The sequence below is a fragment of the Pseudomonas monachiensis genome, from assembly GCF_047345015.1.
Lineage (GTDB): Bacteria > Pseudomonadota > Gammaproteobacteria > Pseudomonadales > Pseudomonadaceae > Aquipseudomonas > Aquipseudomonas monachiensis.
Genome location: NZ_CP178857.1, coordinates 1,921,089 through 1,946,141 on the forward strand (window position 1 = coordinate 1,921,089; position 25,053 = coordinate 1,946,141).

General features: G+C 61.2%; 22 protein-coding genes. 13 read left to right on the plus strand and 9 right to left on the minus strand.

The genetic code is table 11. From position 1 onward, the window contains the following. The first annotated feature begins 26 nt into the window (after window positions 1–26). Window positions 27–551 (plus strand): DUF6586 family protein, encoded by a 525-nt coding sequence (locus ACMDB8_RS08645; RefSeq protein WP_056721996.1) that lies wholly within the window; start codon window positions 27–29, stop codon window positions 549–551. A gap of 94 nt (window positions 552–645) precedes the next feature. Then, window positions 646–879, plus strand: coding sequence for a hypothetical protein (locus ACMDB8_RS08650; protein WP_046041430.1), 234 nt, complete (start codon window positions 646–648; stop codon window positions 877–879). Between the two features lie 95 nt (window positions 880–974). On the opposite strand, the gene sulA is transcribed toward ACMDB8_RS08650, so the two are convergent. Further along, complete coding sequence (gene sulA / locus ACMDB8_RS08655; protein WP_056721998.1) at window positions 975–1,451, minus strand: SOS-induced cell division inhibitor SulA; 477 nt, start codon at window positions 1,449–1,451, stop codon at window positions 975–977. A 10-nt stretch (window positions 1,452–1,461) separates the two neighbouring features. Beyond that, window positions 1,462–2,070, minus strand: a complete 609-nt coding sequence (gene lexA, locus ACMDB8_RS08660) for a transcriptional repressor LexA (RefSeq protein ID WP_007995278.1) — start codon at window positions 2,068–2,070, stop codon at window positions 1,462–1,464. A gap of 229 nt (window positions 2,071–2,299) precedes the next feature. Here lexA and ACMDB8_RS08665 point away from each other — a divergent pair, with 229 nt between their 5' ends. The 3 genes from ACMDB8_RS08665 (at window position 2,300) to ACMDB8_RS08675 (ending at window position 4,926) form a co-directional block, all read left to right on the plus strand. Next, on the plus strand, window positions 2,300–3,007 hold the full coding sequence (locus ACMDB8_RS08665; RefSeq protein ID WP_409078442.1) for a TetR/AcrR family transcriptional regulator: 708 nt from the start codon (window positions 2,300–2,302) through the stop codon (window positions 3,005–3,007). Window positions 3,008–3,165: 158 nt separating this feature from the next. Further along, window positions 3,166–4,176 (plus strand): beta-N-acetylhexosaminidase, encoded by a 1,011-nt coding sequence (nagZ, locus tag ACMDB8_RS08670; protein ID WP_409078441.1) that lies wholly within the window; start codon window positions 3,166–3,168, stop codon window positions 4,174–4,176. Window positions 4,177–4,188: 12 nt separating this feature from the next. Next, a complete protein-coding gene (locus ACMDB8_RS08675) occupies window positions 4,189–4,926 on the plus strand; it encodes an S-methyl-5'-thioinosine phosphorylase (RefSeq protein ID WP_056722004.1) in 738 nt (245 codons plus the stop codon). A gap of 140 nt (window positions 4,927–5,066) precedes the next feature. On the opposite strand, the gene ACMDB8_RS08680 is transcribed toward ACMDB8_RS08675, so the two are convergent. From ACMDB8_RS08680 to mfd, 3 genes are read right to left on the minus strand one after another with little or no spacing between them, the layout of a single operon-like run. Beyond that, complete coding sequence (locus tag ACMDB8_RS08680; RefSeq protein ID WP_409078440.1) at window positions 5,067–7,760, minus strand: SNF2-related protein; 2,694 nt, start codon at window positions 7,758–7,760, stop codon at window positions 5,067–5,069. Between the two features lie 6 nt (window positions 7,761–7,766). After that, complete coding sequence (locus ACMDB8_RS08685; RefSeq protein WP_056722008.1) at window positions 7,767–8,345, minus strand: CsiV family protein; 579 nt, start codon at window positions 8,343–8,345, stop codon at window positions 7,767–7,769. Between the two features lie 10 nt (window positions 8,346–8,355). Continuing rightward, entirely contained in the window at window positions 8,356–11,805 is a 3,450-nt protein-coding gene (gene mfd, locus ACMDB8_RS08690) for a transcription-repair coupling factor (protein ID WP_056722009.1), read from the minus strand. 363 nt (window positions 11,806–12,168) lie between these two features. On the opposite strand from mfd, the gene ACMDB8_RS08695 reads away from it, so the two are divergent. The 3 genes from ACMDB8_RS08695 (at window position 12,169) to sthA (ending at window position 16,446) form a co-directional block, all read left to right on the plus strand. Then, a complete protein-coding gene (locus ACMDB8_RS08695) occupies window positions 12,169–13,632 on the plus strand; it encodes a glyceraldehyde-3-phosphate dehydrogenase (RefSeq protein ID WP_056722011.1) in 1,464 nt (487 codons plus the stop codon). Window positions 13,633–13,806: 174 nt separating this feature from the next. Further along, window positions 13,807–14,844: an FAD:protein FMN transferase gene (locus tag ACMDB8_RS08700; RefSeq protein WP_056722013.1), complete on the plus strand. Its 1,038-nt coding sequence runs from the start codon at window positions 13,807–13,809 to the stop codon at window positions 14,842–14,844. A 207-nt stretch (window positions 14,845–15,051) separates the two neighbouring features. Continuing rightward, window positions 15,052–16,446 (plus strand): Si-specific NAD(P)(+) transhydrogenase, encoded by a 1,395-nt coding sequence (sthA, locus tag ACMDB8_RS08705; protein ID WP_007984277.1) that lies wholly within the window; start codon window positions 15,052–15,054, stop codon window positions 16,444–16,446. Window positions 16,447–16,488: 42 nt separating this feature from the next. Here the strand turns inward: sthA and ACMDB8_RS08710 are convergent, their stop codons facing one another. Together ACMDB8_RS08710 and ACMDB8_RS08715 are read right to left on the minus strand one after the other, a co-directional pair. Further along, on the minus strand, window positions 16,489–17,211 hold the full coding sequence (locus ACMDB8_RS08710) for a glycerophosphodiester phosphodiesterase (RefSeq protein ID WP_056722015.1): 723 nt from the start codon (window positions 17,209–17,211) through the stop codon (window positions 16,489–16,491). A gap of 14 nt (window positions 17,212–17,225) precedes the next feature. Continuing rightward, a complete protein-coding gene (locus ACMDB8_RS08715) occupies window positions 17,226–17,807 on the minus strand; it encodes a PilZ domain-containing protein (RefSeq protein ID WP_409078439.1) in 582 nt (193 codons plus the stop codon). Window positions 17,808–17,901: 94 nt separating this feature from the next. Between ACMDB8_RS08715 and ACMDB8_RS08720 the strand changes: the two genes are divergently transcribed. The 3 genes from ACMDB8_RS08720 (at window position 17,902) to ACMDB8_RS08730 (ending at window position 21,151) form a co-directional block, all read left to right on the plus strand. Further along, window positions 17,902–19,152 (plus strand): lipoprotein-releasing ABC transporter permease subunit, encoded by a 1,251-nt coding sequence (locus tag ACMDB8_RS08720; RefSeq protein WP_056722020.1) that lies wholly within the window; start codon window positions 17,902–17,904, stop codon window positions 19,150–19,152. A 7-nt stretch (window positions 19,153–19,159) separates the two neighbouring features. Further along, the gene (gene lolD / locus ACMDB8_RS08725; RefSeq protein WP_173677889.1) at window positions 19,160–19,843 is read left to right on the plus strand and encodes a lipoprotein-releasing ABC transporter ATP-binding protein LolD; all 684 of its coding nucleotides are present in this window, start codon (window positions 19,160–19,162) and stop codon (window positions 19,841–19,843) included. Between the two features lie 63 nt (window positions 19,844–19,906). Beyond that, window positions 19,907–21,151: a lipoprotein-releasing ABC transporter permease subunit gene (locus ACMDB8_RS08730; protein ID WP_409078438.1), complete on the plus strand. Its 1,245-nt coding sequence runs from the start codon at window positions 19,907–19,909 to the stop codon at window positions 21,149–21,151. A 122-nt stretch (window positions 21,152–21,273) separates the two neighbouring features. On the opposite strand, the gene ACMDB8_RS08735 is transcribed toward ACMDB8_RS08730, so the two are convergent. Further along, window positions 21,274–22,623, minus strand: a complete 1,350-nt coding sequence (locus tag ACMDB8_RS08735) for a heavy metal sensor histidine kinase (protein WP_409078437.1) — start codon at window positions 22,621–22,623, stop codon at window positions 21,274–21,276. Then, window positions 22,623–23,303 carry a heavy metal response regulator transcription factor gene (locus ACMDB8_RS08740; protein ID WP_409078436.1) on the minus strand — a complete coding sequence of 227 codons (681 nt, stop codon included), beginning with the start codon at window positions 23,301–23,303 and terminating at the stop codon, window positions 22,623–22,625. The genes ACMDB8_RS08735 and ACMDB8_RS08740 overlap by 1 nt, the downstream gene beginning before the upstream one ends. A gap of 155 nt (window positions 23,304–23,458) precedes the next feature. Between ACMDB8_RS08740 and ACMDB8_RS08745 the strand changes: the two genes are divergently transcribed. Both ACMDB8_RS08745 and queF read left to right on the plus strand, forming a co-directional pair. Beyond that, on the plus strand, window positions 23,459–23,995 hold the full coding sequence (locus ACMDB8_RS08745) for a cupredoxin domain-containing protein (RefSeq protein WP_409078435.1): 537 nt from the start codon (window positions 23,459–23,461) through the stop codon (window positions 23,993–23,995). 61 nt (window positions 23,996–24,056) lie between these two features. Continuing rightward, window positions 24,057–24,887 (plus strand): NADPH-dependent 7-cyano-7-deazaguanine reductase QueF, encoded by an 831-nt coding sequence (queF, locus tag ACMDB8_RS08750; protein WP_056722027.1) that lies wholly within the window; start codon window positions 24,057–24,059, stop codon window positions 24,885–24,887. Window positions 24,888–25,053 lie beyond the last annotated feature (166 nt).

The following is a 25,053-nucleotide window of genomic DNA, read 5'->3' on the forward strand; positions in this document are numbered from 1 at the left end:
ATTATTTCGTTGTGGAGGCTGCCGTCATGGCCCACGAACTGTATACCCGCACCAATCAGAAGATTTATTTCGCCGGCTTGTCGCTCGAAGCGCTGGCTCGCACTGAAGAGGGGCGGGCGATGAATTCGCTGGCGCTGATCCAGGCCGGACGCGAATCCACGCTGTTTCACCTGTACGGTGCGCTGTTGGGCCTGTGTCACGAAATCGCCGGTTTCTATCGCTTGCCTCAGGCCAATGCGCCCCGTGCAGAGATGTTGCTGACTCGCGAGGTGCTGGACACCATCGCCATTCCGGAAATGGCTGAGCTGGTCGAACTGGCCAATAATCCGGAAACCTGGCTGGCCAAGCTGTTGGCCGCCCATGCTGCATTGTTTCAGCCGCCACGCGCGCCTCACAAGCCGAAAGGGGACGTGACCCAGCCTCTGATCCAGGCTGTCAATCTGGATGAAGAGGAGGCACCGCAAGAGCTGAGTCGGGAAGAGCTGGAGAGCTGGCGTCAGAATCTGAAAGGATTGGCGATCCGCTTTCGCGAAGGCCTGAACGAGTGCTGACAGAAACAGTTTTGGGATGGCATCTGGTCAAGATCCCGAGCGAAGCCTGGCCGATGCCTATATAATCCCCGCCTTTCGTGGAGAACAGTCCTTTATGCCAACGTCCTTTCTAGAAATTGTCGAGTTACCAGACGGCCGTATCGAGCTGCGCAGGGCCGAGGACGAGGGTTCTCTGGTTACTTTGGATTTCTCCGAGGACGCCAAGGCATTCCTGCAAGGGCAGCACGTGGAAGTCGCCAAGGCGATGTTGAGCGTGGGTGTTCAGATGGCCGGTCGCCTGGTTGAAGGCGAATTCGACAAGGAAGAGGGGTCGCGGGTTCTTCATTGACCCCCCCGTCTGTCGCTTTTCTTGATGTCGTTACTCATCGGCTTCTCTGTCCCTGGAGAAGCCTTGCGCGGTGAAGCGCGCGTCTTGTCTGCCGGTTAACCCAGTCGAATATTCAGGCTTTGAGCGTCCCCGGTGCGGGCGGCGCTGATCAGTTGTTGCCGCGATTGGGAGCTCAACGGGTTGATCCAGCTGACCACCGTGTGGCTGCGACCCAGGCGCAGGGCTTCGCACGTCAGTTGCTGGGCGCTCTGGGTGCCCCGTGGTTGCAGCAACAGAATGCGCTCGCGGTTGAGGCCGGCATCTCGCAGCCAGGCTTGAGTCAGGCTGGCGGGCGGTGCGATCAGTGTCAGCCAGCGTGCGTCCTGGTCCTGGCTCAATTCCCTGAGGATCGGTGCCAGGAGGCTCAGGCAGTTCCCGGCTGCACCACGCAGTGACAGCTCGCTGAAAACGTCAGGTTCGGCGCTCCAGGGGGACTCGACTACGTCTTTCAGGATCGGCGCCAATGGCTGTGCCATGAACGCTTCGAACAACGGCAGTTGGGTTTGCTGTGGTGATGTCTGTGGGAACTGCATGGTGCCTCCTTTAGCGGCGAATGACGCCGACACTCAAGCCTTCGATCACCAGTTCCTGGTCTTGAAGGTTCACTTCAATAGGGGCGAACTCGGGGTTCTCGGCGATCAGCCAGACTTTGCTGCCGTCACGCTTGAAGCGCTTGACGGTCACTTCGTCGCCGATTCGCGCAACCACGATCTGGCCGTTGCGGGCTTCGCGGGTGGTGTGGACCGCCAGCAGGTCGCCGTCGAAAATGCCGATATCCTTCATGCTCATCCCGTGGACGCGCAGCAGGTAGTCGGCGCGCGGATGGAAGAAGGCGGGATTGATGTTGCAGGATTCTTCGATGTGTTGCTGCGCAAGAATCGGAGCGCCGGCCGCGACCCGGCCAATGATCGGCAGGGTGGAGTCGTCGGCCTTGGCTTCGAAACCGGGGATGCGAATGCCACGGGAGGCGCCAGGCGTCATTTCGATAGCACCCTTGCGAGCCAGTGCCTTGAGGTGTTCTTCCGCCGCATTGGGCGACTTGAAGCCCAGTTCCTGAGCGATTTCCGCACGGGTGGGTGGATACCCGTTGTCTTCCAGGCAGCGCTTGATGAAGGCCAGAATCTCTGCTTGTCGTGGCGTCAGCTTTAGCATATCGATCGCTCTGTTTTTTTATACAGTGACTGGGATTATATACAGTGAGGCGATCTTGGCAATGCTCCTTTTTTCAGTCGCCGCCGGACGGTCAAACAGTCAGTGGATTGAAGCTTCGCCGTTGTGTGGTTAAATGTCTGACCGACCATTCCCGAAACGAACTGCCAGACTTGACAATGCACAGGTTGAAACGTATGTTTCAAACAAGTGTTTGTCAGGCGGAGTAGCCATGGCCCAGTCGGAAACCGTTGAACGCATTCTTGATGCAGCCGAGCAGTTGTTCGCGGAAAAAGGTTTCGCCGAAACCTCGTTGCGTCTGATCACCAGCAAGGCGGGTGTCAACCTGGCGGCGGTGAACTATCACTTCGGTTCGAAGAAGGCGTTGATCCAGGCGGTTTTCTCGCGGTTCCTCGGTCCGTTCTGCATCAGCCTCGATAAAGAGCTGGAGCGGCGTCAGGCCAAGCCTGAAATCAAGCCGACCCTCGAAGAGTTGCTGGAAATCCTCGTCGAGCAGGCGCTGGTGGTGCAGCCGCGCAGCGGCAACGACCTGTCCATCTTCATGCGTTTGCTGGGGCTGGCGTTCAGTCAGAGCCAGGGGCACTTGCGGCGTTATCTGGAAGACATGTACGGCAAGGTGTTCCGCCGCTACATGATGCTCGTCAACGATGCGGCGCCGCGTATCCCACCTATCGAACTGTTCTGGCGTGTGCACTTCATGCTGGGTGCGGCGGCGTTCAGCATGTCCGGTATCAAGGCCTTGCGCGCGATTGCCGAAACCGACTTCGGCGTGAACACCTCGATCGAGCAGGTCATGCGCCTGATGGTGCCGTTCCTGGCTGCCGGCATGCGCGCCGAATCCGGCGTTACCGACGCCGCCATGGCCACTGCCCAGCTGCGTCCGCGTAGCAAATCGACACCGCTTGCCGCCAAGGTTTAACCGCGCACGGGTGGGCGCGGCAGCTGACATCCGCTAAGCTAGCCGCCCATGCCGACTCTCGTTTTGAACCCGTTTCCCATTGATATCGCCGACCTGCCGGGCACAGCGTCTGGCGGCGAATTCGTGTGGGCCGGGTTTTCTGTTATCAAGGAATTTCTATGACTGCTGGCTTGCAAGGCTCGTTGATGGTGGACGTCGCCGGTACCTGGCTGACCGCTGAAGATCGCCAATTGTTGCGCCAGCCCGAAGTGGGTGGCCTGATCATCTTTGCCCGTAACATCGAGCATCCGCGTCAAGTGCGCGAGCTGAGTGCGGCCATTCGCGCCACTCGTCCCGATCTGCTGTTGGCGGTGGATCAAGAGGGTGGCCGCGTGCAGCGCCTGCGCCAGGGTTTCGTGCGCTTGCCCGCCATGCGCGCCATTGCCGACAACCCGAACGCCGAATACCTGGCCGAGCAGTGCGGCTGGATCATGGCGACCGAAGTGTTGGCTGTTGGCCTGGACCTGAGCTTCGCCCCGGTGCTCGACCTGGATTACCAGCGCAGCGCCGTTGTCGGCACTCGCTCGTTCGAAGGTGATCCCGAGCGCGCGGCCTTGCTCGCGGGTGCATTCATCCGCGGTATGAACAGCGCAGGCATGGCGGCTACCGGCAAGCACTTCCCCGGCCACGGCTGGGCTGAAGCGGATTCCCACGTCGCGATCCCCAACGACGAACGTAGCCTCGACGAGATTCGCGCCAATGACCTGGTGCCGTTTGCCAAACTGAGCAAGCAACTGGCCGCGGTCATGCCGGCCCACGTTATTTATCCACAGGTCGATTCCCAGCCCGCCGGTTTCTCCCGACGCTGGTTGCAGGACATCCTGCGTGGCGAACTGCAGTTCGATGGCGTGATTTTCAGTGATGACCTGTCCATGGCGGGCGCTCACGTGGTCGGCGATGCCGCCAGCCGTATCGAAGCGGCGCTGACTGCCGGTTGCGACATGGGCCTGGTGTGCAACGACCGTGCGGCCGCCGAACTGGCCTTGAGCGCTGCGCAACGCCTGAAGGTCAAGCCTTCCGAGCGCATTGCACGGATGCGCGGCCAGTCGTTCGCCAGCACCGAATACCGTCAGGACCCGCGCTGGCTGGCCGCTGTCGGCGCGCTCAAAGAAGCTCAATTGATTGATTAAGGACTGTTCGTTATGACGGTTTACGCGATTATCGGTGGCACTGGCCTGACTCAACTCGAAGGCCTGAGCATTCGCCAGTCACTGGCAGTGGACACGCCTTATGGCGCACCTTCGGCCGAGGTTCAGATCGGCGAGTATGCCGGCAAGGAAGTACTGTTCCTCGCGCGTCACGGCCATCCCCATCGTTTTCCGCCGCATCAGGTCAACTACCGCGCCAACCTCTGGGCGCTGAAGCAGGCCGGTGCCGAAGCCATTCTGGCGGTCAATGCCGTGGGTGGCATCCATGCCGCCATGGGCACCGGGCATTTTTGCGTGCCACATCAGTTGATCGACTACACCAGCGGTCGTGAGCACACCTACTTTGCCGATGACCTGGAGCACGTCACCCATATCGACTTCAGCTATCCCTATAGCGAACCGTTGCGCCAGCAACTGATTGCGGCATTGGCGGTGGAAGGCGTGGGTTACAGCAGTCATGGCGTGTATGCCTGCACTCAAGGGCCGCGACTGGAGACAGTGGCTGAAATCGCCCGACTGGAGCGCGACGGCTGCGACATCGTCGGCATGACAGGTATGCCGGAAGCGGCCCTGGCCCGCGAGCTGGAACTGGATTACGCCTGTCTGGCGCTAGTGGTGAACCCGGCGGCGGGCAAGTCGACGGCGGTGATTACCATGGCCGAGATCGAGCAGGCGTTGCATGACGGCATGGGCAAGGTGAAATCGACGTTGGCGCGGGTGCTCAAGGGCTGAGCCCCACTTGATACCGCGTTGACCCCATCGCGAGCAAGCTCGCTCCCACGGTGTCCGCGTCGAACACAACTTTTGCGGACATCACTGAACCTGTGGGAGCGAGCTTGCTCGCGATGGCGGTCTAAAAAACGCCGAAAGTCTCAACGTTTTTCGAGGTTTTCCGGCAGCGGCGCAAACAGCGCCTCGATATCATCGTTTTGCAGCTTCCAGTCCCCGGCCTTGCGCCCATCCAGCACACCGGCCGCGAGGTCGGATTTTTCCTTTTGCAGGTGCTGAATCTTTTCTTCCACCGTGCCGCGCGCGATCATTTTGTAAACGAACACCGGCTTCTCCTGGCCGATGCGATACGCGCGGTCGGTCGCCTGGTTTTCCGTCGCCGGGTTCCACCACGGGTCGTAATGAATCACCGTGTCCGCCTCGGTCAGGTTCAGGCCAACGCCACCGGCCTTCAGGCTGATCAGAAAAATCTGACGCTTGCCGCTCTGGAATTCCTTCACTGGAGTACGGCGGTCGCGGGTCTGGCCGGTTAGCAGGGCGTAGGCCACGCCGCGTTTGTTCAGTTCGTCTTCGATCAGCGACAGCATTGAAGTGAACTGCGAGAACAGCAGGATTCGTCGACCTTCCTCGAACAGTTCCTCGAGCATTTCCATCAGGCTGTCGAGCTTGCCCGACGTGCTGCCACGGCTTGGCGGGGTCGCCTCGTTGACCAGGCGCAAATCGCAACACACCTGACGCAGCTTGAGCAGGGCTTCGAGAATAATGATCTGGCTGCGGGCCACGCCTTTGCGGGTGATCTCGTCGCGGACTTTCTTGTCCATGGCCAGGCGCATGGTTTCGTACACATCACGCTGGGCCTCATTGAGTTCGACCCAGTGAATGATCTCGGTTTTCGGCGGCAACTCGGTCGCCACCTGTTCCTTGGTGCGGCGCAGCAGGAAAGGTTTGATCCGACCGTTGAGGTGCGCAAGCCGTACTTCGCTGGTGCGTTTTTCAATCGGCACGCGGTAATCGCGGTTGAAGCTTTTGACGTCGCCCAGCCAGCCGGGCAGGAGGAAGTGAAACAGTGACCAGAGTTCACCGAGGTGGTTTTCCAGCGGCGTACCGCTCAGGCACAGGCGCTGTCGGGCATTGAGCTCGCGGGCAGCCTGGGCGGCCTTGCTGGTCGGGTTCTTGATGTATTGCGCTTCATCCAGCACCAATATGTGCAAGGGCTGCGCCGCCAGGCGTTCGACATCCTTGGGCAGCAGCGCATAGGTGGTCAGGATCAGATCGTAGTCAGCCAGCTTGTCGAAGTGCTTTTTGCGGCCGGCACCGTACAGCGCCAGTACCTTGAGCTGCGGCGTAAAGTGCGCCGCTTCGTCGAGCCAGTTGGGGATCAGGCTGGTCGGCATCACCACCATGCACGGCCGATCCAGGCGGCCGGCGTTTTTCTCGCTCAGCACATGGGCCAGTGTCTGTAGGGTTTTGCCCAGGCCCATGTCGTCCGCGAGAACTCCACCCACCTCCAACTGCCGCAGTGATTGCATCCAGCTCAAGCCTTCGAGCTGATACGGACGCAGCGTCGCATTCAGGCCTTCCGGGGCGATGGCCGTGTGGTCCTTGATGTCGCGCAGGCGCTGGGCAAAGGTGCGGATCTGTTCGCCACCCTCCCACAGTAGCGGCATGTCTTCCAGCGGGTTCAGGCGCGTGGCATCGGCCTTGCTCAGGCGCAGCGTGGTGTCGCCGGGCTCCTGCAGGTAGAACTCGCCAAGGGTGGCCAGCACCGGTTTCAAGCGGCCGAAGGGCAGGGCGACTTGTAATGGGCCGTGCTCGGAATTCGGGCGATTGGGGATATTCACCAGGATCAGCTCGTCGTCGCGGCGTCGGGCGAGGCGTTCCGGGTTGAGGATTTCGGTGTGGGAGCGCATCAGGTTGAGCAGGATCGGCAACAGGCTCAGGCGTTCGCCGTTGACGATGATCCCCAGTTCCAGGTCGAACCAGTCGCGCTCCGGCGCTTGTTCGACGGTGGCGTACCAATCGTCTACCGCTGTCAGGTCGAACCCGAAGTCCTCGTCGATCTGCAACTCCCAGCCCTGGGCGCGCAACTTCGGCAGTTCATTGAGGGTAAAGGTCAGCCAGGCGCTGTCATTGACCATCTCGAACAGCTCGCCGGCGCTTTCCGGCAAGGCCTTGCTTTGCCGGGTGGCGACTTTGAAGCCGAGGATTCGCAGCTGTTCCCGGTAGGACTGTTCCACGTCCGGGTGGCGTTTTATCCGCAGCGTCTGGGTTTCCTGGCGAATCAGGATGTCGGTGTTTTTCTGCCCGCTGACGTACTCGTCCAGGTAACTGAAAGACAGCGCCGCGCGATGCTGGATGTAACGCTGCATTCGACCGTTGCGCGGTTCGAAGGCGCTAAACTCGATGCTCGCCAGCCATAGGCGCGGTACCGGTTGCACATTGTCCACCAGCACTTGCGGCGGGGCTTTCGGGCTGCGGTTTTCCAGGACGGCCTGGAGCTTTTCCAGGAGTTCGGCGTCTTTGGCGGCAGCGGGGTAGTCGAGGGTTTCCTGCACTTGCAGGAGCACCGCCGCGCAATGTTTGCAGTTGCTGTGGACCGGGCAGGAGCAGGTGGCGTCGACCATCAGCAGCGTGCCTTTGGCTGACTCGCGCAGGCGAATGGTCTGACGGTAAACGTTACCGCCAGAGCCTTCACACGCGGCGACGATGGTTGCGTCGCCGGCCTCGACGATCCTGACGCGATTCTCCAGCGCGTAACGGCGACCACGCTCCAGGCTCTGTTCCTTGAATCGGCTGACCCAGGACGGTGCGAGGGGTTTGCTCAGGGTCGCGGACATAGGGAATCAGTCCGGAATTTCTTCGGGAGCTGCTCGGGGTGCGGGGGCGGTCAGCGAGGTGATCTTGATCAACAGGCCGAGGTGGCCGTTATCGAGAAAATTCAACTGGCCGTTCTTGGTGTGGCTTTCCTGTTTCAGGCGCTCGCTGGCGGTCACCATGCCATTGGCATCGATCTGGTTGACCCAGAAATCGGCGTCGACGTCGGTAAAACGTCCCAGTTTCATGTTCAGTGTGCCCTCGATCGGGAACTGACCATATTGTTCCTTACCGTCGCTGACCGCCACTTTGCTGGCCGTTTCACCGAGGGGTTGTTGCCAGGCCTTGTGCAGCAACACCGTGTAGTCGGCGCTGCTGGTGAGTTTTTCCACCTCGCCATTGAGGCTTGGCGTGCGCAGGCTGTCGGGGCTGACCGGTTGGGCACCCGCCGCCCAGTCTTCCGGCGCGGCGCGGCTGACAATCGCCGGCACGGCGTTTTGACGGACCAGAATCATTTCGACCTGATACAGGTCATCGGCAAATGCCGTGGGTGCGACCAGCGTTGGCATCAACAGGGTCAGCAGGGTCAGTGAGCGAAACAGGCGCATGCGGCGTCCTTCAAGCAGTTTTCGGAACGAGGCGCTCGAACAGCGCCTCTACAGTATTAAAGCGCTCTTCCGGGCGCTCCATCGGAACCATGAACTTGAACATCGTGGCGCCTTCGAATTTGTAGCGTTTTGGCTGGCTCTGGATCAGTTTGATCAGGGTCAGCGGGTCGACCGGCGTCTGTGCGGCGAACTCGACGCGACCGCCCTGGGGGCCGCCATCGACTTTCTTGATGCCCAGTTGCTCGGCCTGCAATTTCAATGCAGTGATACGGATCAGGTTCTTGGTCGGTTCCGGCAACAGGCCGAAACGGTCGATCATCTCCACCTGCAAATCCTTGAGGCCGTCCTCGTCGGTGGCCGAGGCAATGCGCTTGTAGAGAATCAGGCGGGCATGGACATCCGGCAGGTAGTCTTCCGGAATCAACGCCGGTACCCGCAAGTTGACTTCCGGACCGCCGCCGAGCGGTTGATCGAGGTTCGGTTGCTCGCCCTTGCGGATCGACTTCACCGCGCGCTCGAGCATTTCCATGTACAGCGTGAAGCCGACAGCCTGGATCTGCCCGCTCTGGCCGTCGCCGAGCAGTTCGCCGGCGCCACGGATTTCCAGGTCGTTGGTGGCGAGCACGAAGCCCGCGCCGAGGTCCTGGGTGTTGGCAATCGCTTCCAGGCGCTTTTCCGCGTCCGGGGTGATTTGCTGGCGTGGCGGTGTCAACAGGTAGGCATAGGCCTGGTGGTGGCTGCGTCCGACCCGGCCGCGCAACTGGTGCAACTGTGCCAGGCCGAACTTGTCGGCACGCTCGATGATGATGGTGTTGGCGCTTGGTACGTCGATGCCGGTCTCGATGATGGTCGAGGCGATCAGCACGTTGAAGCGCTTGTGGTAGAAGTCGCTCATCACCTGTTCGAGTTCGCGTTCGCGCATCTGCCCGTGGCCGATGCCGATCCGTGCTTCCGGCACCAGTTCGGCGAGGTCGGCGGCGCATTTCTCGATGGTCTTCACGTCGTTGTGCAGGTAGTAGACCTGGCCGCCACGCAGCAACTCACGCAGCAAGGCCTCTTTGACCGTGCTCTTGTTCTGTTCCATGACGAAGGTGCGGACCGACAGGCGGCGGGCCGGCGGCGTGGCGATGATTGACAGGTCGCGCATGCCCGACACCGCCATGTTCAGCGTGCGCGGGATCGGCGTGGCGGTCAGGGTCAGGATGTCGACTTCGCTGCGCAGGGCCTTGAGCTGTTCTTTCTGGCGCACGCCGAAACGGTGTTCCTCGTCGATGATCACCAGGCCAAGGTTTTTGATCTTCACGTCGTCCTGCAGCAGCTTGTGCGTGCCGATGACGATGTCGATCTTGCCTTCGGCCAGGTCCGCGACTGCCGCATTCACTTCCTTGGCCGACTTGAAGCGGCTCATCACTTCCACGGTTACCGGCCAGTCGGCAAAGCGGTCGCGGAAGCTGTTGTAGTGCTGCTGGGCGAGCAGGGTGGTCGGCACCAGGATCGCCACCTGGCGACCGCCGTGCACGGCGATGAACGCGGCGCGCATCGCCACTTCGGTCTTGCCGAAGCCGACGTCGCCACATACCAGGCGATCCATCGGCCTGGGCGCAAGCATGTCTTCGCGCACCGCGTCGATGGTGGTTTGCTGGTCCGGGGTTTCTTCGAACGGGAAGCCGGCGCTGAAGGTGGCGTAGTCGGCCTTCGGGTCGGCGAAAGCGTAGCCTTCGCGGGCGGCGCGGCGGGCATAGATGTCGAGCAACTCGGCGGCGACGTCGCGCACCTGTTCGGCGGCTTTGCGCTTGGCTTTCTGCCAGGTCTCGGAACCGAGGCGGTGCAGTGGGGCCAGGGCATCGTCGCTGCCGGTGTAGCGAGCGATCAGGTGCAGGTTGGCCACCGGTACATAAAGCTTGGCGCCTTCGGCGTATTCCAGGGCGAGGAATTCAGCGGCCTGGCTGTCGATTTCCAGGGTCGCCAGGCCCAGGTAGCGGCCGACGCCGTGGTCGATGTGCACCACCGGCGCACCTTCGCGCAGCTCGGTGAGGTTCTTGATGACGGCATCGTTGTTGGCATCGGCGCGCTTTTCGCGGCGACGGCGCTGCATCACGCGCTGGCCGAACAACGGGCTTTCCGCGACAAGGGCCAGGGCCGGGTCATCGAGCAGCAAGCCTTCGTCGAGCGGGGCGATGGTGATCGCCAGGCGTTCCTTGCCGGCGACAAAGTCCGGCCAGCTGTCGACGGTTTTCGGTCGCAGCTTCAAGCGTTCCAGCAGTTCCAGCAACACTTCGCGGCGACCTGCCGATTCGGCGGTGAACAGCACGCGACCGGGGAACTGGTCGAGGAACTCCGCCAGTGCCGCCAGCGGTTGGGTGGCCTTGGCTTCGATGGCCAGGTTCGGCAGCTCGCGAGCGGGGAAGCGCTCGCGACCGCCACCGCTTTCCACATCCTGTTGACTGGCCACCACGCGCGGCCAGTTCTTCAGGCGCGCGAAGCAGTCTTCCACCGGCAGGAACAGTTCGGCGGGCGGTAATAAAGGACGGGACGGGTCGACGCGGCGTTCTTCATAGCGATTGCGTACGTCGTTCCAGAAGTTTTCCGCGGCCTGTTCGATGCCGGGCAGCGAGAACACTTGGGTGTCCTGGGGCAGGTAATCGAACAGCGTCGAGGTTTCTTCGAAGAACAGCGGCAGGTAGTACTCGATGCCGGCCGGGGTAATCCCGCTGCTCAAATCCTGGAAAATCGGGCAGCGGCGGAAATCGACATCGAAGCGCTCGCGAAAGCGCGCCTTGAAGCGAGTGACCGCTTCTTTTTGCAGCGGGAATTCCTTGGCCGGCAACAGCTTGACCGAATCAACCTTGTCGATCGAGCGCTGGTTCTCCGGGTCGAAGGTGCGCAGGGTTTCGATTTCGTCGTCGAACAGGTCGATGCGATACGGCAGTTTGCTGCCCATCGGGAACAGATCGATCAGCGAGCCGCGAACGGTGAACTCGCCGTGCTCATACACCGTATCGACGTAGCGATAGCCCGTGGCTTCAAGCCGGGTGCGCATTTGCTCGACGTCGAGCTTCTGGCCGATGTCCAGCACCAGGCTGCTGCCGAGCAGGAATTTGGTCGGCGCGAGGCGATGCAGGGCGGTCGTGATCGGCACCACCAGCACGCCATGGCTCAGTTCCGGCAGCCGGTACAGGCTGGCGATGCGCTGGGAAATGATGTCCTGGTGCGGCGAGAACAGGTCGTAGGGCAGGGTTTCCCAGTCCGGAAAGTGCAATACGGGCAAATCCGGGGCGAAGAAACCCAGCTCCTGTTCCAGCCGTTCGGCACTTTGGCTGTCGGCGGTCAGCAGCAGGGTAAAGCGCTTGGCAGCGCTGGCGGCCTCGGCGATGGCCAGGCTCAGGGCGGCACCGGGCAGGTTGCCCCAGTGCTGTTTACCTGCCGCGGCAGGGAGAAGCGGTAGACGCAGAACGGGCACGGAAGGTTGAGCTCCAAGCGTTGCGACAAAGTCGGCAATTGTAGCGGTCAACGATGCCGCCTGTCAGTTGCTGACTGTGTCTAAAGCACGGGTTTGGTGAAATGTAGTGGTAAAGACAAAATCCGGCGTTTTTTTGCCATGAATTATTGAATATGTAGTGGCAAAAACAACGAGTGTTACGGAGGGTTACGGATAACGACGCGCGGCCTCCAAAAAATTGACTGCGCTGAAAGCCCCGGTTTTATTGGGTTTGCGCGGGGCGTAATTTTTTTGAACGACGAATTGTTACGTAAAGCACGACGGGCGCGCATTGCTACCGCTGTCACTCGGCGGCATAATGTAGCCCCTTTTTTCTGCCCCTACATGTGGAAGGTTCCCGTGACTCAGAAGCCCGACCAGTGTCTTGGTGAATGGATCGACCGTGAAGCACTCGCAGAAGCGATGATTCCGCTTATCGGTCAGCTCTACCGCAATAACAACGTGGTGAGCTCGATCTATGGCCGCAGCCTGATCAATCGTTCAGTCATTGCGATTCTCAAAGCTCACCGCTTTGCTCGTCACCGTCAGTCCGACGAAAGCGAGCTGTCCGTCCACGAAACATTCCCGCTGATCAAGGCGATGAGCGAACTCAAGCTCGGCGCCGCTTCGGTGGACCTGGGCAAGCTGGCGGCCAAGTTCAAGGCCGAAGGCAATGGCCGTACTGCCGAGCAGTTCGTCCGTGAAGAACTGGCTGACGTGGTTGGCCAGCAAAACGCATCGGCCCGCAAAGGCACCGACGTTGTCCTCTACGGCTTCGGTCGTATCGGCCGTCTGCTGGCGCGCATCCTGATCGAGAAAACCGGTGGCGGCGACGGCCTGCGCCTGCGCGCCATCGTTGTCCGCAAGGGCGCCGAGAACGACCTGGTCAAGCGTGCCAGCCTGCTGCGCCGCGACTCGGTCCATGGTCCGTTCGATGGCACCATCACCATCGATGAAGCCAACAACACCATCACCGCCAACGGCAACCTGATCCAGGTTATCTACGCCAAGAGCCCGGCCGAAGTCGACTACACCCAGTACGGCATCGAAAACGCCCTGATCGTCGACAACACCGGTGTATGGCGTGACGCTGACGGCCTGGGCCAGCACCTGGCCTGCCCGGGCGCTGCCCGCGTGATCCTCACCGCACCTGGCAAGGGCGCGCTGAAGAATATCGTGCATGGCATCAACCATGGCGAAATCACCCCTGACGACAAGATCATCTCGGCGGCTTCCTGCACCACCAACGCCATCGTGCCGGTGCTAAAGGCAGTCAACGACAAGTACGGCATCGTCAACGGCCACGTCGAAACCGTTCACTCGTTCACCAACGACCAGAACCTGATCGACAACTTCCACAAGGGCAGCCGTCGTGGCCGCGCCGCGCCGCTGAACATGGTTATCACCGAGACCGGTGCCGCCACCGCAGCCGCCAAGGCGCTGCCAGTGCTCAAGGGCAAGCTGACCGGCAACGCGATTCGCGTTCCTACGCCGAACGTGTCGATGGCCATCCTGAACCTGAACCTGGAAAAGGCCACCACTCGCGAAGAGATCAACGAGTACCTGCGCCAGATGGCCATGCACTCGGACCTGCACAAGCAGATCGACTACGTGAGCTCCCAGGAAGTGGTTTCCACCGACTTCGTTGGCTCGCGCCACGCAGGCGTAGTGGACGCTGAAGCGACCATCACCCAGGATAACCGCGTTGTTCTGTACGTCTGGTACGACAACGAGTTCGGTTACAGCTGCCAGGTGGTTCGCGTGATGGAAGACATGGCCGGTGTAAACCCGCCAGCATTCCCGCGCTAAGCCTTTAGCTGCACATGAAACGCCCCGGCCTTGGTCGGGGCGTTTTTGTTTGTGCTGCTTTTGTCTGGTGAGGATGTGTTGTTCGGGCTGGCCTCTTCGTCGGATCGCCGCCCGGACCAAGCCCGCTCCCACAGTTCTATCGCATAATGGCTGGCCCTGGCGGCGTGTCAGGGGATGTTTCGGGGAGCTCGGGAATTGTTGATCAGGTGGCAGGGGGTGGCATTTTTGCTGCTCGGCGCACTATCAGGCTGTGGTAACGGCGACGCCCTCGAAAGCTTTGGCGGCCCGACCATGGGCAGCACTTATTCGATCAAGTATGTACGCCATGCCGGTCTTCCGGCGCCGGACGTGGTCCGCGTCCAGGTTGAGCAGATCCTCGCTGACATTGACCGGCAAATGTCCACGTACCGCAGTGACTCGGACATTGAGCGCTTCAATGCATTGCCGGCCAACCGCTGTCAGGCGATGCCGGCATCGATCCTCGAATTGGTCCGCGTGGGCGAGCAGCTGTCAGTGCAAAGCGACGGTTCCTACGATCTGACGGTGGAGCCGTTGCTCAATCTCTGGGGATTTGGTCCGCAGGCCCGTGGGGAGAAAGTCCCGACCACCGAAGCCCTCGCCGAAGCCCGCAAGCGCGTCGGCCATGAACACTTGCGTATCGAGGGCGACCGGTTGTGCAAGGACGCCGCCGTGGAGGTCGACTTCAACAGCATCGCCGCCGGTTATGCGGTGGACACGATTGCCGCAAGACTCGAGACGATGGGCATCCACGACTACCTCGCCGAGGCTACGGGCGAGCTCAAGGCCTCCGGTAAGAAAGCTGACGGTTCGCCATGGCGCATTGCCCTGGAAGAGCCGCGGGATGACCGGCAGGTGGCCGATCGGGTCATTGTCGTCGACGGCTATGGCCTGTCCACTTCCGGCGACTACCGCAATTATTTCGAGCAGGACGGCCAGCGCTTTTCCCACACCTTCGATGCCCGCACTGGTGCGCCGGTCTCACACACACTGGCGTCCGTCACAGTGATTCATCCTTCCGCGTTGATGGCCGATGGCTTATCGACGCTGTTGCTGATTCTCGGCCCGGAGCGCGGTTGGGACTACGCAGAAAAACACGATATCGGCGCATTTTTTGTGATTCGTGCCGATACAGGTTTCGTCACACGCAGCAGTCACGCTTTTGAGCGCCTCAGTGGCAAAAAAACCGAATGATTTCGGCGATTTGAGCATTGAAAACTGGCGTTGTAGCGCAGGCAAAAGTAGCCTACGACGCGACCAAGGGTTAATGTGCGCGGCGTTGACGCTTCTATAGACTGTGTCCGGGTTCTGCACTGGCCCCAAATTGTTCCTTCATGCCACGCATTGGCGTGATTTAGCCGCAGGTGCCGAGGGTGCCGCGGCCTGTTCTGAGGAGTACGCATGGCTGTCTACAACTACGACGTGGTGGTGTTGGGTTCCGGCCCGGCAGGGGAAGGCGCGGCAATGAACGCCGCCAAGGCAGGGCGCAAGGTGGCGATGGTCGATAGCCGTCGCCAGGTCGGCGGCAACTGCACTCACTTGGGCACCATCCCGTCCAAGGCACTGCGTCACTCGGTGCGGCAGATCATGCAATTCAACACCAACCCGATGTTCCGGGCCATTGGTGAGCCGCGCTGGTTCTCGTTCCCGGACGTGTTGAAAAGCGCCGAGAAAGTCATCTCCAAACAGGTCGCCTCGCGTACCGGCTACTACGCCCGCAACCGCGTCGACGTGTTCTTCGGCACCGGCAGCTTCGCCGACGAGCAAACCATCGAAGTGGTCTGCGCCAACGGCGTGGTCGAGAAACTGGTGGCCAAGCACATCATCATCGCCACCGGTTCGCGTCCTTATCGCCCGGCGGACATCGATTTCCACCACCCGCGTATCTACGATAGCGACACCATCCTCAGCCTCGGCCACACCCCGCGTAAACTCATCGTTTACGGCGCTGGCGTGATCGGTTGCGAATACGCTTCGATCTTCAGTGGCCTGGGCGTATTGGTCGAACTGGTGGATAACCGTGGCCAGTTGCTGAGCTTCCTCGACTCGGAAATCTCCCAGGCGTTGAGCTATCACTTCAGCAACAACAACATCACGGTTCGCCACAACGAAGACTACGACCGCGTCGAAGGCGTGGACAATGGCGTGATCCTGCATCTGAAGTCCGGCAAGAAGATCAAGGCTGACGCCTTGCTCTGGTGCAACGGCCGTACCGGCAACACCGATCAGCTCGGTCTGGAGAACATCGGCGTCAAGGTCAACAGCCGTGGCCAGATCGAAGTCGACGAGGCGTACCGTACCTGCGTGCCGAACATCTACGGTGCAGGCGACGTGATCGGCTGGCCGAGCCTGGCCAGTGCCGCCCACGACCAGGGCCGCTCGGCCGCCGGCAGCATCGTCGATAACGGCAGCTGGCGATTTGTGAATGACGTGCCGACCGGCATCTACACCATTCCGGAGATCAGCTCGATCGGCAAGAACGAGCAGGAGCTGACCCAGGCCAAGGTGCCGTACGAAGTGGGCAAGGCGTTCTTCAAGAGCATGGCGCGGGCGCAGATCGCCGGCGAGCCGCAAGGCATGCTGAAGATCCTGTTCCACCGTGAAACCCTGGAAGTGCTGGGCGTTCACTGCTTCGGTTATCAGGCGTCGGAGATCGTGCACATCGGTCAGGCGATCATGAACCAGCCGGGTGAACTGAATACGCTGAAGTACTTCGTCAACACCACGTTCAACTACCCGACCATGGCCGAAGCCTATCGGGTAGCTGCGTACGACGGCCTCAACCGGCTTTTTTGACGGGCTCCGGCCGGTGGCCTGAGCCGGCCGGGGAGACCGATTTCAGCAATTCTCGAGCGTGGCAGTGGCCAAACCGGGAAAGTCTGTAATCAGGCTGTCAACGCCGAAGTCGGCGAGTCTGCGCATCAGCGCGGGCTCGTTGACGGTCCATACCGACACATGCAGCCCCTGACGCTGCGCCTTTTGCAGGCGTTCCGGCGTGCACAGGGTCCAGTTCAGCGCCAGAATCTCACAGCCATAGCTGGCCGCGACCTTCAGCGGGTCGAGCCAGGCATACTCGGCCACCAGCCCGCGGGACACGTCCGGCACCAGTTCCAGCGCAGCCTTGAGCACTTCACGGGAACTCGAAGTGATGGTCACCTTGTCCATCAGGCCATGACGCTGCGCCATTTCACGGATTGCCAGCACGGTGGTCGCGGCACGCATCCTCGATGCGCTTTTGACTTCCAGCTGCCAGTGATCGAAGTCGCATTTCTCGAACAGTTGTTCCAGCGTCGGAATCGGGCACGGCTTGATCCAGCCCGGGCCACCCTTGCGTGCGTCATACGTCACCAACTCGGCCGCCGTGTGTTCGACGACCTTGCCGCGACGGTCAGTGGTGCGCTTGAGGGTCGGGTCGTGGATGACCATCAGCTCGCCGTCCATGGACAGGTGCAGGTCCAGTTCGCAGCGACGCACGCCGTGCTTGAGACATTCCTGAAAGCTGGTCAGGGTGTTTTCCGGTGCTTCGCCCTTGGCGCCGCGATGGCCGTAGATGAGGGTCACGGTTCTTCCTTAAATTAATTGCCTGATTCTAGTTGGTCGCGGGCCAGGCGTCGTTCCTGGGCCTGCTTCTGCAAGATGTGGCGGGCCAGCAGTTGGCGTTGGGCGTCGGTCAGGTGTTCGAACTCGGTACCGACGTCATAGCCGTCGTCCTTGCGGTCGCAATGGGTGACGCGGGCGCGCAGCAGCAGGCCCAGGGCTTGCGGCATCAGCACCAGTTTGACCGACAGGCGTGCGCCGGCGGCAAGGGGCGATGGATGCTGAAAGTCGATGCCGCCTTCGGAGAGGATCACCGGCTGCGGTTCGCCGATCTGCCCGAGCACGGTGATGGCGATCACCTGGCTCAGCAGGTCGATGCGTTTGTTCTGGGATTTGAGGAACGCCGCGAGGTTGCGGTCGCGTTCGCTGATCTGGCGCAACAGGTGTTGCGACTCGAATTCGCTCAGGTGCAGTTCGCTGAGCAAGTTGAAGAGTGGGGAAGCATCCTGCAACACTTCCTGGCCTGTGGCTTCAGAAGCGGACAGGGGCCGAATTTCCAGTGCGATCGTATCCTCGATACGGTAGTATTCGCGGCGATCTTCTTCATCTAATGTCGACATGGCGAACCCATGGTAGCGGCGGTGGTCTGAGTGTAAAGCTGGTTATCGACCCCCGCCACAAGGACGTTCCTTTTCCCTCCGAACAAGCCCCGACATGTTCAGACCTCTCTTCGTATTTATCGGCACGCGTTACACCCGTGCAAAGCGTCGCAATCATTTTGTGTCATTCATTTCCCTGACTTCGATGATCGGGCTCGCCCTTGGCGTGGTCGTGATGATCGTGGTGTTGTCGGTGATGAACGGCTTCGATCATGAAATGCGCACCCGCGTGCTGGGCATGGTGCCCCACGCGACCATCGAGTCCGGCGAGGCCATCAGCGATTGGCAAAGCCTGGCCGCGAAGGTCAAGCAGAACCCGCAGGTGACGGCCGTGGCGCCGTTTACGCAAATGCAGGGTTTGCTGACCAACAACGGCAAGGTCTCGAAGGTCCTGCTCAATGCCATTGACCCGGTGCAAGAGCGCCAAGTGTCGATCATCGATCAATTCATGACCCAGGGAAAACTCGACGACCTGGTGCCGGGTGAGTTCGGCATCGTCATCGGTGACAAGGCCGCGGCCAAGCTCGGGGCCGCGATTGGCGACAAGCTGACCTTCGTCGCGCCGGAAGTCACCGTGACCCCGGCCGGGATGTTCCCGCGCATGAAGCGCTTTACCGTGGTCGGCATCTTCCATGTCGGCGCCGGTGAACTCGATGGCTATCTTGGCGTCACCAACCTGCAGGATCTGGCCCGGCTGCACCGCTGGAAACCGGATCAGGTCCAGGGCCTGCGCCTGAAGTTCGACGACCTGTTCCAGGCACCGCGCACCGCGTGGAGCATCGCCCGCGATCTCGGCGAAGACCGCTTCTACGCCCGCGACTGGACCCGTACCCACGGTAACCTGTACCAGGCAATCCGCATGGAAAAAGCCATGATTGGCCTGTTGCTGCTGCTGATCGTTGCCGTCGCCGCCTTCAACATCATTTCCACGCTGGTGATGGTGGTGAACGACAAGAAGGGCGACATCGCGATCCTGCGCACACTGGGCGCCACGCCGGGCACGATCATGCGCACGTTCATGGTGCAAGGCACCGTCATTGGCGTGGTCGGCACCGCAATCGGCGCCGTGGTCGGGATCTTCGCCGCGCTGAACGTCAGCGCCGCGATCTCGGCCCTAGAAGGCCTGATCGGGCACAAGTTCCTCAACGCCGACGTGTACTTCATCGATTACCTGCCGTCGCAGGTGCAGAGCCAGGATGTTGTGATGGTCTGCTCCGCGGCGTTGGTCCTGAGTTTCCTCGCCACCCTGTATCCAGCCTGGCGTGCCGCGCGCACCCAGCCTGCGGAGGCGCTACGTTATGAGTGAGTCGGGCATGAGTGATAAAGCAATCTTGAGCTGCCGCAGCCTGGGCAAGTCCTACGAGGAAGGCCCGGAATCGGTGGAAGTGTTGGCCGGCCTGCAACTGGAGTTGCACCCGGGAGAGCGTGTGGCGATTGTCGGCAAGTCAGGCTCGGGCAAAAGTACCTTGCTCAACCTGCTGGGCGGCCTCGATACCCCGACCAAGGGCAGCGTCTGGCTCGACGGTGAAGAACTGTCGGCGCTGAGCGAGAAGAAACGCGGCCTGCTGCGCAATCGCGCCCTCGGCTTCGTGTACCAGTTCCACCACCTGCTGCCGGAATTCACCGCCCTGGAGAACGTCTGCATGCCGCTGCTGATCGGCAAGACCGCGATCCCCGAAGCGCGCCAGCGTGCCACGGCGTTACTGGAGCGGGTAGGGCTGGGCCATCGCCTGGAGCATAAACCGGCCGAATTGTCCGGTGGTGAGCGCCAGCGCGTGGCCATCGCTCGCGCCCTGGTGAACAATCCGGGCCTGGTGATGCTCGACGAGCCGACCGGCAACCTCGATTCCCACACCGCCCAGGGGATCCAGGACTTGATGCTGGAGCTCAGCACCTCGATGCGCACGGCGTTCCTGGTGGTGACCCACGACATGAACCTGGCCCGCCAGATGGATCGCGTCCTGCACCTGCAGGAAGGTTGCCTGACTCCCATCTGATTGGCTTAAACCCGATGCCTGAAAAGGCGTCGGGTCATTTATTTCCATACGGTGCCCCAGCGAATGTTCAGACCGTTATCGATCTTTATCGGCACGCGCTATACCCGCGCCAAGCGCCGCAATCGCTTTGTTTCCTTCATCTCGATGACCTCGATGATCGGCCTCGCCCTCGGCGTGCTGGCGATGATCGTGGTGCTGTCGGTGATGAACGGCTTCCAGCGCGAAATGAGCTCGCGCATCCTCGGCATGGTGCCCCACGCCACCATCGTCGGCGTCAATCCGATTGATGACTGGAAGCCCGTGGCGGCGGCCGCGATGAAAAACCCGCAAGTGACGGCGGCGGTGCCGTTCACCGAGATGGAGGGCATGCTGTCCTACAAGGGCACGATGCAGCCGATCCAGGTCAGCGGTGTCGACCCGGCGCTGGAAGGCCAGGTGTCGATCGTTGCCAAGCACATCGTTCAGGGCAGCCTCGAAGCCCTGAAGCCGGGCGAGTTCGGCGTGGTGATCGGTGAGATCACGGCGCGCCGTTTCCGCTTGAATGTCGGTGACAAGATCACCCTGATCGTGCCGGAAGTCAGCAATGCGCCGGGCGGCATCACCCCGCGCATGCAACGGCTGAACGTGGTCGGCGTGTTCAAGGTGGGCGCCGAACTGGACGGCACCATGGCGCTGATCCACATGGCCGATGCCGCGCAGATGCAACACTGGGAGCCGAATCAGGTGCAGAGCGTGCGCCTGGCGGTGAAGGACCTGTATGCCGCGCCGCAAGTCTCGAACGACATCGCCACGGGGCTGGGCGCCGCCTACAAGGCTGACGACTGGACCCACACCCAGGGCAGCCTGTTCAGCGCGATGAAGATGGAAAAAACCATGATCGGCCTGCTGTTGCTGATGATCGTCGCGGTGGCGGCGTTCAACATCATCGCGACCCTGATCATGGTGGTGAACGACAAGGGCGCGGACATCGCGATCCTGCGCACCATCGGCGCCACGCCCCGGCAGATCATGGCGATCTTCGTGGTGCAGGGCACGGTGATCGGCATCGTCGGCACCCTGATTGGCGGTGTGTTGGGCGTGATTGCAGCGCTGAACGTCAGCCAGATCGTGGGCTGGATCGAGCGGGTCAGCGGGCAGCACATCTTCAGTTCCGACGTGTATTTCGTCAGCAACCTGCCGTCTGAACTGCAGGGCGCGGATGTGGCGTTGATTTGCTCTGCCGGGTTTATCCTGAGCTTTTTGGCGACTGTGTACCCGGCATGGCGGGCGGCGAAGATCGAGCCGGCTCACGCTCTTCGGTATTCGTAATCAGTTACACCGCTTCGCGGGCAAGCCCGCTCCCACAGTGTCCGATGTCGTTCACGAAATCGTGGTTCAACTCGATTACTGTGGGAGCGGGCTTGCCCGCGAAGGGGCCGGTTCTGTTGGCCTTAATCTTCCCTTGGCAACTCGATCACAAACCGCGTCCACCCATTCTCCGATTCACAACGAATCTGCCCGCCATGGGCGCGGATGATCGACTGGGTAATCGCCAGTCCCAGTCCCGCATGTTCGCTACTGCCCTCACGACGCGCAGGATCGGCCCGGTAAAACCGGTCAAACAGGCGCGGCAATAAATCTTTGGAAATCTGTTGGCCCGTGTTTTCAACGGTCAGGCGCAACTGTTTTGGCTGATCGACGATTCGCACCCGAACCTCACCATCGGCCGGCGTAAAGCGCAGTGCGTTGTCCAGCAGGTTCGACAGCGCCCGCCGCAACATGCTGCGGTCACCTTCGATGCGGGCATTGCCGTCACGACTCAGTTTTACCTGCGCGTCTTCGGCCAATGGCGCAAAGAACTCCAGCAACAGATCCGCTTCCTCCGCCAGTTCCAGTGGCTCGCATTTGGGCATTAACAACCCGTGATCGGCTTTCGCCAGGTAGAGCATGTCGTTGACCAACTGCGCCATCCATTGCAGCTCTTCGAGGTTGCTGTGCAGGGCTTCGCGGTAATCCTCGATGGGGCGAGGGCGGGTGAGGGTGACCTGGGTATGGGTCAGCAGGTTCGACAGTGGCGTGCGCAGTTCATGGGCAATGTCGGCGGAAAAGGCCGACAGCCGCTGAAACGAGTCGTCCAGGCGTCCGAGCATGGCGTTGAAGTTGTGGGACATTTCCGCCAGTTCCGGCGGCATGTTTTCCTCAGGCAACCGCGCGTTCAGCGATTGCGCGGAAACACCGCTGGCCACCGCGCTGATCCGCCGCAACGGGCGCAAGCCGCTGCGTGCCGCCCAGGCGCCCAGCAGTGCGGTGGCCAGGGCTGACAGGCCGACGGTCAGCCAGATCAGATGCTGCATGCGTTGCAGGAAGTGCTGGTGGTGGGTGATGTCCAGCAGCAACGTCAGTTGCGGTGAGTCGGGTTTGTCGGCGAAAAGCGGCGCATTCAGGACGCGGTAATCCATGCCCTCATGGCTCACCGTCGATAACCCGGGCTGGCGCGGCAGTGCCTGGGGAATGTTGGCCGAGCTGTCATACCAATGCTGGCCGTCGCTGCCGGTGATTCGCAGGGACAGGTCCGCCTGCCGGCTCAGTTCTTCGGCCAGTTTCACCTCGCTGTCACTCGACTGAAGGTCGTGCAGGGCCCGACGCAAGCCAATCAGCTTGCCGTCCAGCAATTGCTGGTCGAGCTCAACGAAGTGCGCCTCGCTGGCGCGACTGAACAGCACGCCGGCGAACAACGACACCACGGCGGTGCACGCGGCAAACAGCAGCGCCAGGCGGCTGCTCAAGGAGAGGCGGCGCATCAGGCCGGGCGCTCTTCAAGGACATAGCCCATGCCGCGCACGGTATGAATCAGCTTGTTGGGGAATTCATCGTCGATCTTCAGGCGCAGGCGACGGATCGCCACTTCGATGACATTGGTGTCGCTGTCGAAATTCATGTCCCACACCTGGGACGCAATCAGCGACTTGGGCAGGACTTCGCCCTGGCGGCGCAGGAGCATTTCCAGCAGGGCGAACTCCTTGGCGGTCAGGTCGATGCGCTGGCCGCTGCGTTCGACCCGGCGCCGGATCAGGTCCAGGCGCAAGTCGGCCAGTTGCAGGTTGGTTTCCTGCGGCGTGGCGCTGCCGCGGCGCAACAGGCTGCGAACCCTGGCCAGCAGTTCGGAGAAGGCAAACGGCTTGACCAGATAGTCATCGGCGCCCAGTTCGAGGCCGTGAACCCTGTCTTCCACGGCGTCACGGGCGGTCAGGAAAAGTACCGGCGTGTCCAGGCCGGCGCTGCGCACCGCTTGCAGGATCTGCCAGCCATCACGACCTGGCAGCATCACATCGAGAATCAGCAGGGCATATTCGCCGCTGAGGGCCAATTGCTGGCCAGTGTTGCCGTCGGCCACCAGTTCGGTGTTGAACCCGGCCTCGGCCAGGCCCTGGCGCAGGTAATGGCCGGTTTTCGGTTGGTCTTCGACGATCAGCAGTTTCATGGGCGACTCTTGGCAAGTGGAACGAACGCTTTATACCGTGGGCAGCATTGGCACAGGGCAACCTGACAAAGTTGTAATCTGGCTGTCAGGTTACGGGCAGTGGCAGCAGTTTAGAGTTTTGCCCATGCTGAGCCTTATCTTGTTGGAGTATGACGATGTTTTTACACAAAACCGTGGCGCAAATCCTGTGTTTGCTGGCGCTGAGTTCGCCGGTGTGGGCGGACGCCGGGCATACCTTCGATTTCGGTCAGCCGGCCCCGGCGGCCAAGGCGACCCGTAGCATCGAGGTGGTGATGGAGGACATGTCCTTCACGCCGCGGGCCATCGACATCAAGGCCGGGGAAACCGTGCGCTTCGTGCTGGTCAATAAAGGCCAGTTGTTGCATGAGCTCAACCTGGGGGATGCGGCGATGCACGCCAAACACCAGCAGGAAATGCTGCAGATGCAACAGAGCGGCATGCTGACGCCCACCGGCATGAAAGCAATGGACCACGGCAACATGGCCGACATGGATCACGGCAAAATGGACCACGGCATGAAGCATGACGACCCCAACAGCGTGCTGGTGGAGCCAGGCAAGACCGCCGAGCTGACCTGGACCTTCAGCAAGGCCACCAGTCTTGAATTTGCCTGCAACATTCCCGGTCATTATCAAGCCGGCATGGTCGGCAAATTGACTGTCAGTCAGTAAGCACTCAAAGGCGGGAGCAAAGGCTGATAGAATCCGCTGATTCTTCAGTCAGGTTTCCGTCATGCATCCCGCAGCCGAACATTCGCCGCTGGGCAAGTCCAGCGAATACATCGCCACCTACACGCCGTCCTTGCTGTTCCCGATCCCGCGCACCGCGAAATGGGCGGAACTGGGCCTGACGGCGCAAACCCTGCCGTACAAAGGCGTGGACTTCTGGAACTGCTTCGAGCTGTCCTGGCTGCTGCCTTCGGGCAAGCCGGTGGTGGCGATCGGCGAATTCAGCATCCCGGCGGATTCGCCGAACATCATCGAGTCGAAGTCGTTCAAGCTGTACCTCAACTCCTTGAACCAGACGCCGTTCGCCGATACCGCGAGCCTTGAGGCGACGCTGGCCAAGGATTTGTCGGCGGCTGCCGGCAAGCCGGTGGGCGTGCGTATTCGCAGCCTCAAGGATGTCGAGAACGAAGGCGTCGTGGCCTTGCCGGGCGTGTGCATCGATGAGCTGGATATCAGCGTCAGCAACTACGAGCATCCACGGCCGGAACTGCTGCGTTGCGATGATTCGCGCATTGTCGAGGAGAGCGTGCACAGCCATTTGCTCAAGTCCAACTGCCCGGTCACCAGCCAGCCGGACTGGGGCAGCGTGGCGGTGGAGTACCGTGGCTCGGCGCTGGATCACGCGAGCCTGCTGGAATACATCGTCAGCTTCCGCCAGCACTCGGACTTCCACGAGCAGTGTGTGGAGCGGATATTCCTCGACCTGCAGCGGTTGCTCAAGCCGGAGAAACTGACGGTGTATGCGCGTTATGTGCGCCGTGGCGGGCTGGATATCAACCCGTATCGCAGCACTGAAGAGGTGCAACTGCCGAACCATCGTCTGGTCCGTCAGTAAAGATCTAATGTGGGAGCGGGCTTGCTCGCGAAAGCGGTGGGTCAGTCAACATCATCGTTGAGTGTGAAGCCGCCTTCGTCGGAGCGCCGCCCGGAGCAAGCCCGCTCCCACAGGGGATTTGTATTGCCAGGCGCAGAAACGAAAAAGCCCTGCTGGCGATAGCAGG

Bases quoted from the DNA above. Each gene is read 5' to 3' on its own strand.
- ACMDB8_RS08675 (WP_056722004.1), top strand. From the start codon at position 4,189: ATGACGGTTTACGCGATTATCGGTGGCACTGGCCTGACTCAACTCGAA.
- ACMDB8_RS08735 (WP_409078437.1), bottom strand. From the start codon at position 22,623: ATGCGCCGCCTCTCCTTGAGCAGCCGCCTGGCGCTGCTGTTTGCCGCG.
- ACMDB8_RS08695 (WP_056722011.1), top strand. From the start codon at position 12,169: ATGTGGAAGGTTCCCGTGACTCAGAAGCCCGACCAGTGTCTTGGTGAA.
- nagZ (WP_409078441.1), top strand. From the start codon at position 3,166: ATGACTGCTGGCTTGCAAGGCTCGTTGATGGTGGACGTCGCCGGTACC.
- ACMDB8_RS08680 (WP_409078440.1), bottom strand. From the start codon at position 7,760: ATGTCCGCGACCCTGAGCAAACCCCTCGCACCGTCCTGGGTCAGCCGA.
- sulA (WP_056721998.1), bottom strand. From the start codon at position 1,451: ATGCAGTTCCCACAGACATCACCACAGCAAACCCAACTGCCGTTGTTC.
- lolD (WP_173677889.1), top strand. From the start codon at position 19,160: ATGAGTGATAAAGCAATCTTGAGCTGCCGCAGCCTGGGCAAGTCCTAC.
- ACMDB8_RS08740 (WP_409078436.1), bottom strand. From the start codon at position 23,303: ATGAAACTGCTGATCGTCGAAGACCAACCGAAAACCGGCCATTACCTG.
- ACMDB8_RS08650 (WP_046041430.1), top strand. From the start codon at position 646: ATGCCAACGTCCTTTCTAGAAATTGTCGAGTTACCAGACGGCCGTATC.
- ACMDB8_RS08685 (WP_056722008.1), bottom strand. From the start codon at position 8,345: ATGCGCCTGTTTCGCTCACTGACCCTGCTGACCCTGTTGATGCCAACG.
- ACMDB8_RS08745 (WP_409078435.1), top strand. From the start codon at position 23,459: ATGTTTTTACACAAAACCGTGGCGCAAATCCTGTGTTTGCTGGCGCTG.
- queF (WP_056722027.1), top strand. From the start codon at position 24,057: ATGCATCCCGCAGCCGAACATTCGCCGCTGGGCAAGTCCAGCGAATAC.
- ACMDB8_RS08700 (WP_056722013.1), top strand. From the start codon at position 13,807: ATGTTTCGGGGAGCTCGGGAATTGTTGATCAGGTGGCAGGGGGTGGCA.
- ACMDB8_RS08665 (WP_409078442.1), top strand. From the start codon at position 2,300: ATGGCCCAGTCGGAAACCGTTGAACGCATTCTTGATGCAGCCGAGCAG.
- ACMDB8_RS08720 (WP_056722020.1), top strand. From the start codon at position 17,902: ATGTTCAGACCTCTCTTCGTATTTATCGGCACGCGTTACACCCGTGCA.
- sthA (WP_007984277.1), top strand. From the start codon at position 15,052: ATGGCTGTCTACAACTACGACGTGGTGGTGTTGGGTTCCGGCCCGGCA.
- ACMDB8_RS08730 (WP_409078438.1), top strand. From the start codon at position 19,907: ATGTTCAGACCGTTATCGATCTTTATCGGCACGCGCTATACCCGCGCC.
- lexA (WP_007995278.1), bottom strand. From the start codon at position 2,070: ATGCTAAAGCTGACGCCACGACAAGCAGAGATTCTGGCCTTCATCAAG.
- ACMDB8_RS08645 (WP_056721996.1), top strand. From the start codon at position 27: ATGGCCCACGAACTGTATACCCGCACCAATCAGAAGATTTATTTCGCC.
- ACMDB8_RS08715 (WP_409078439.1), bottom strand. From the start codon at position 17,807: ATGTCGACATTAGATGAAGAAGATCGCCGCGAATACTACCGTATCGAG.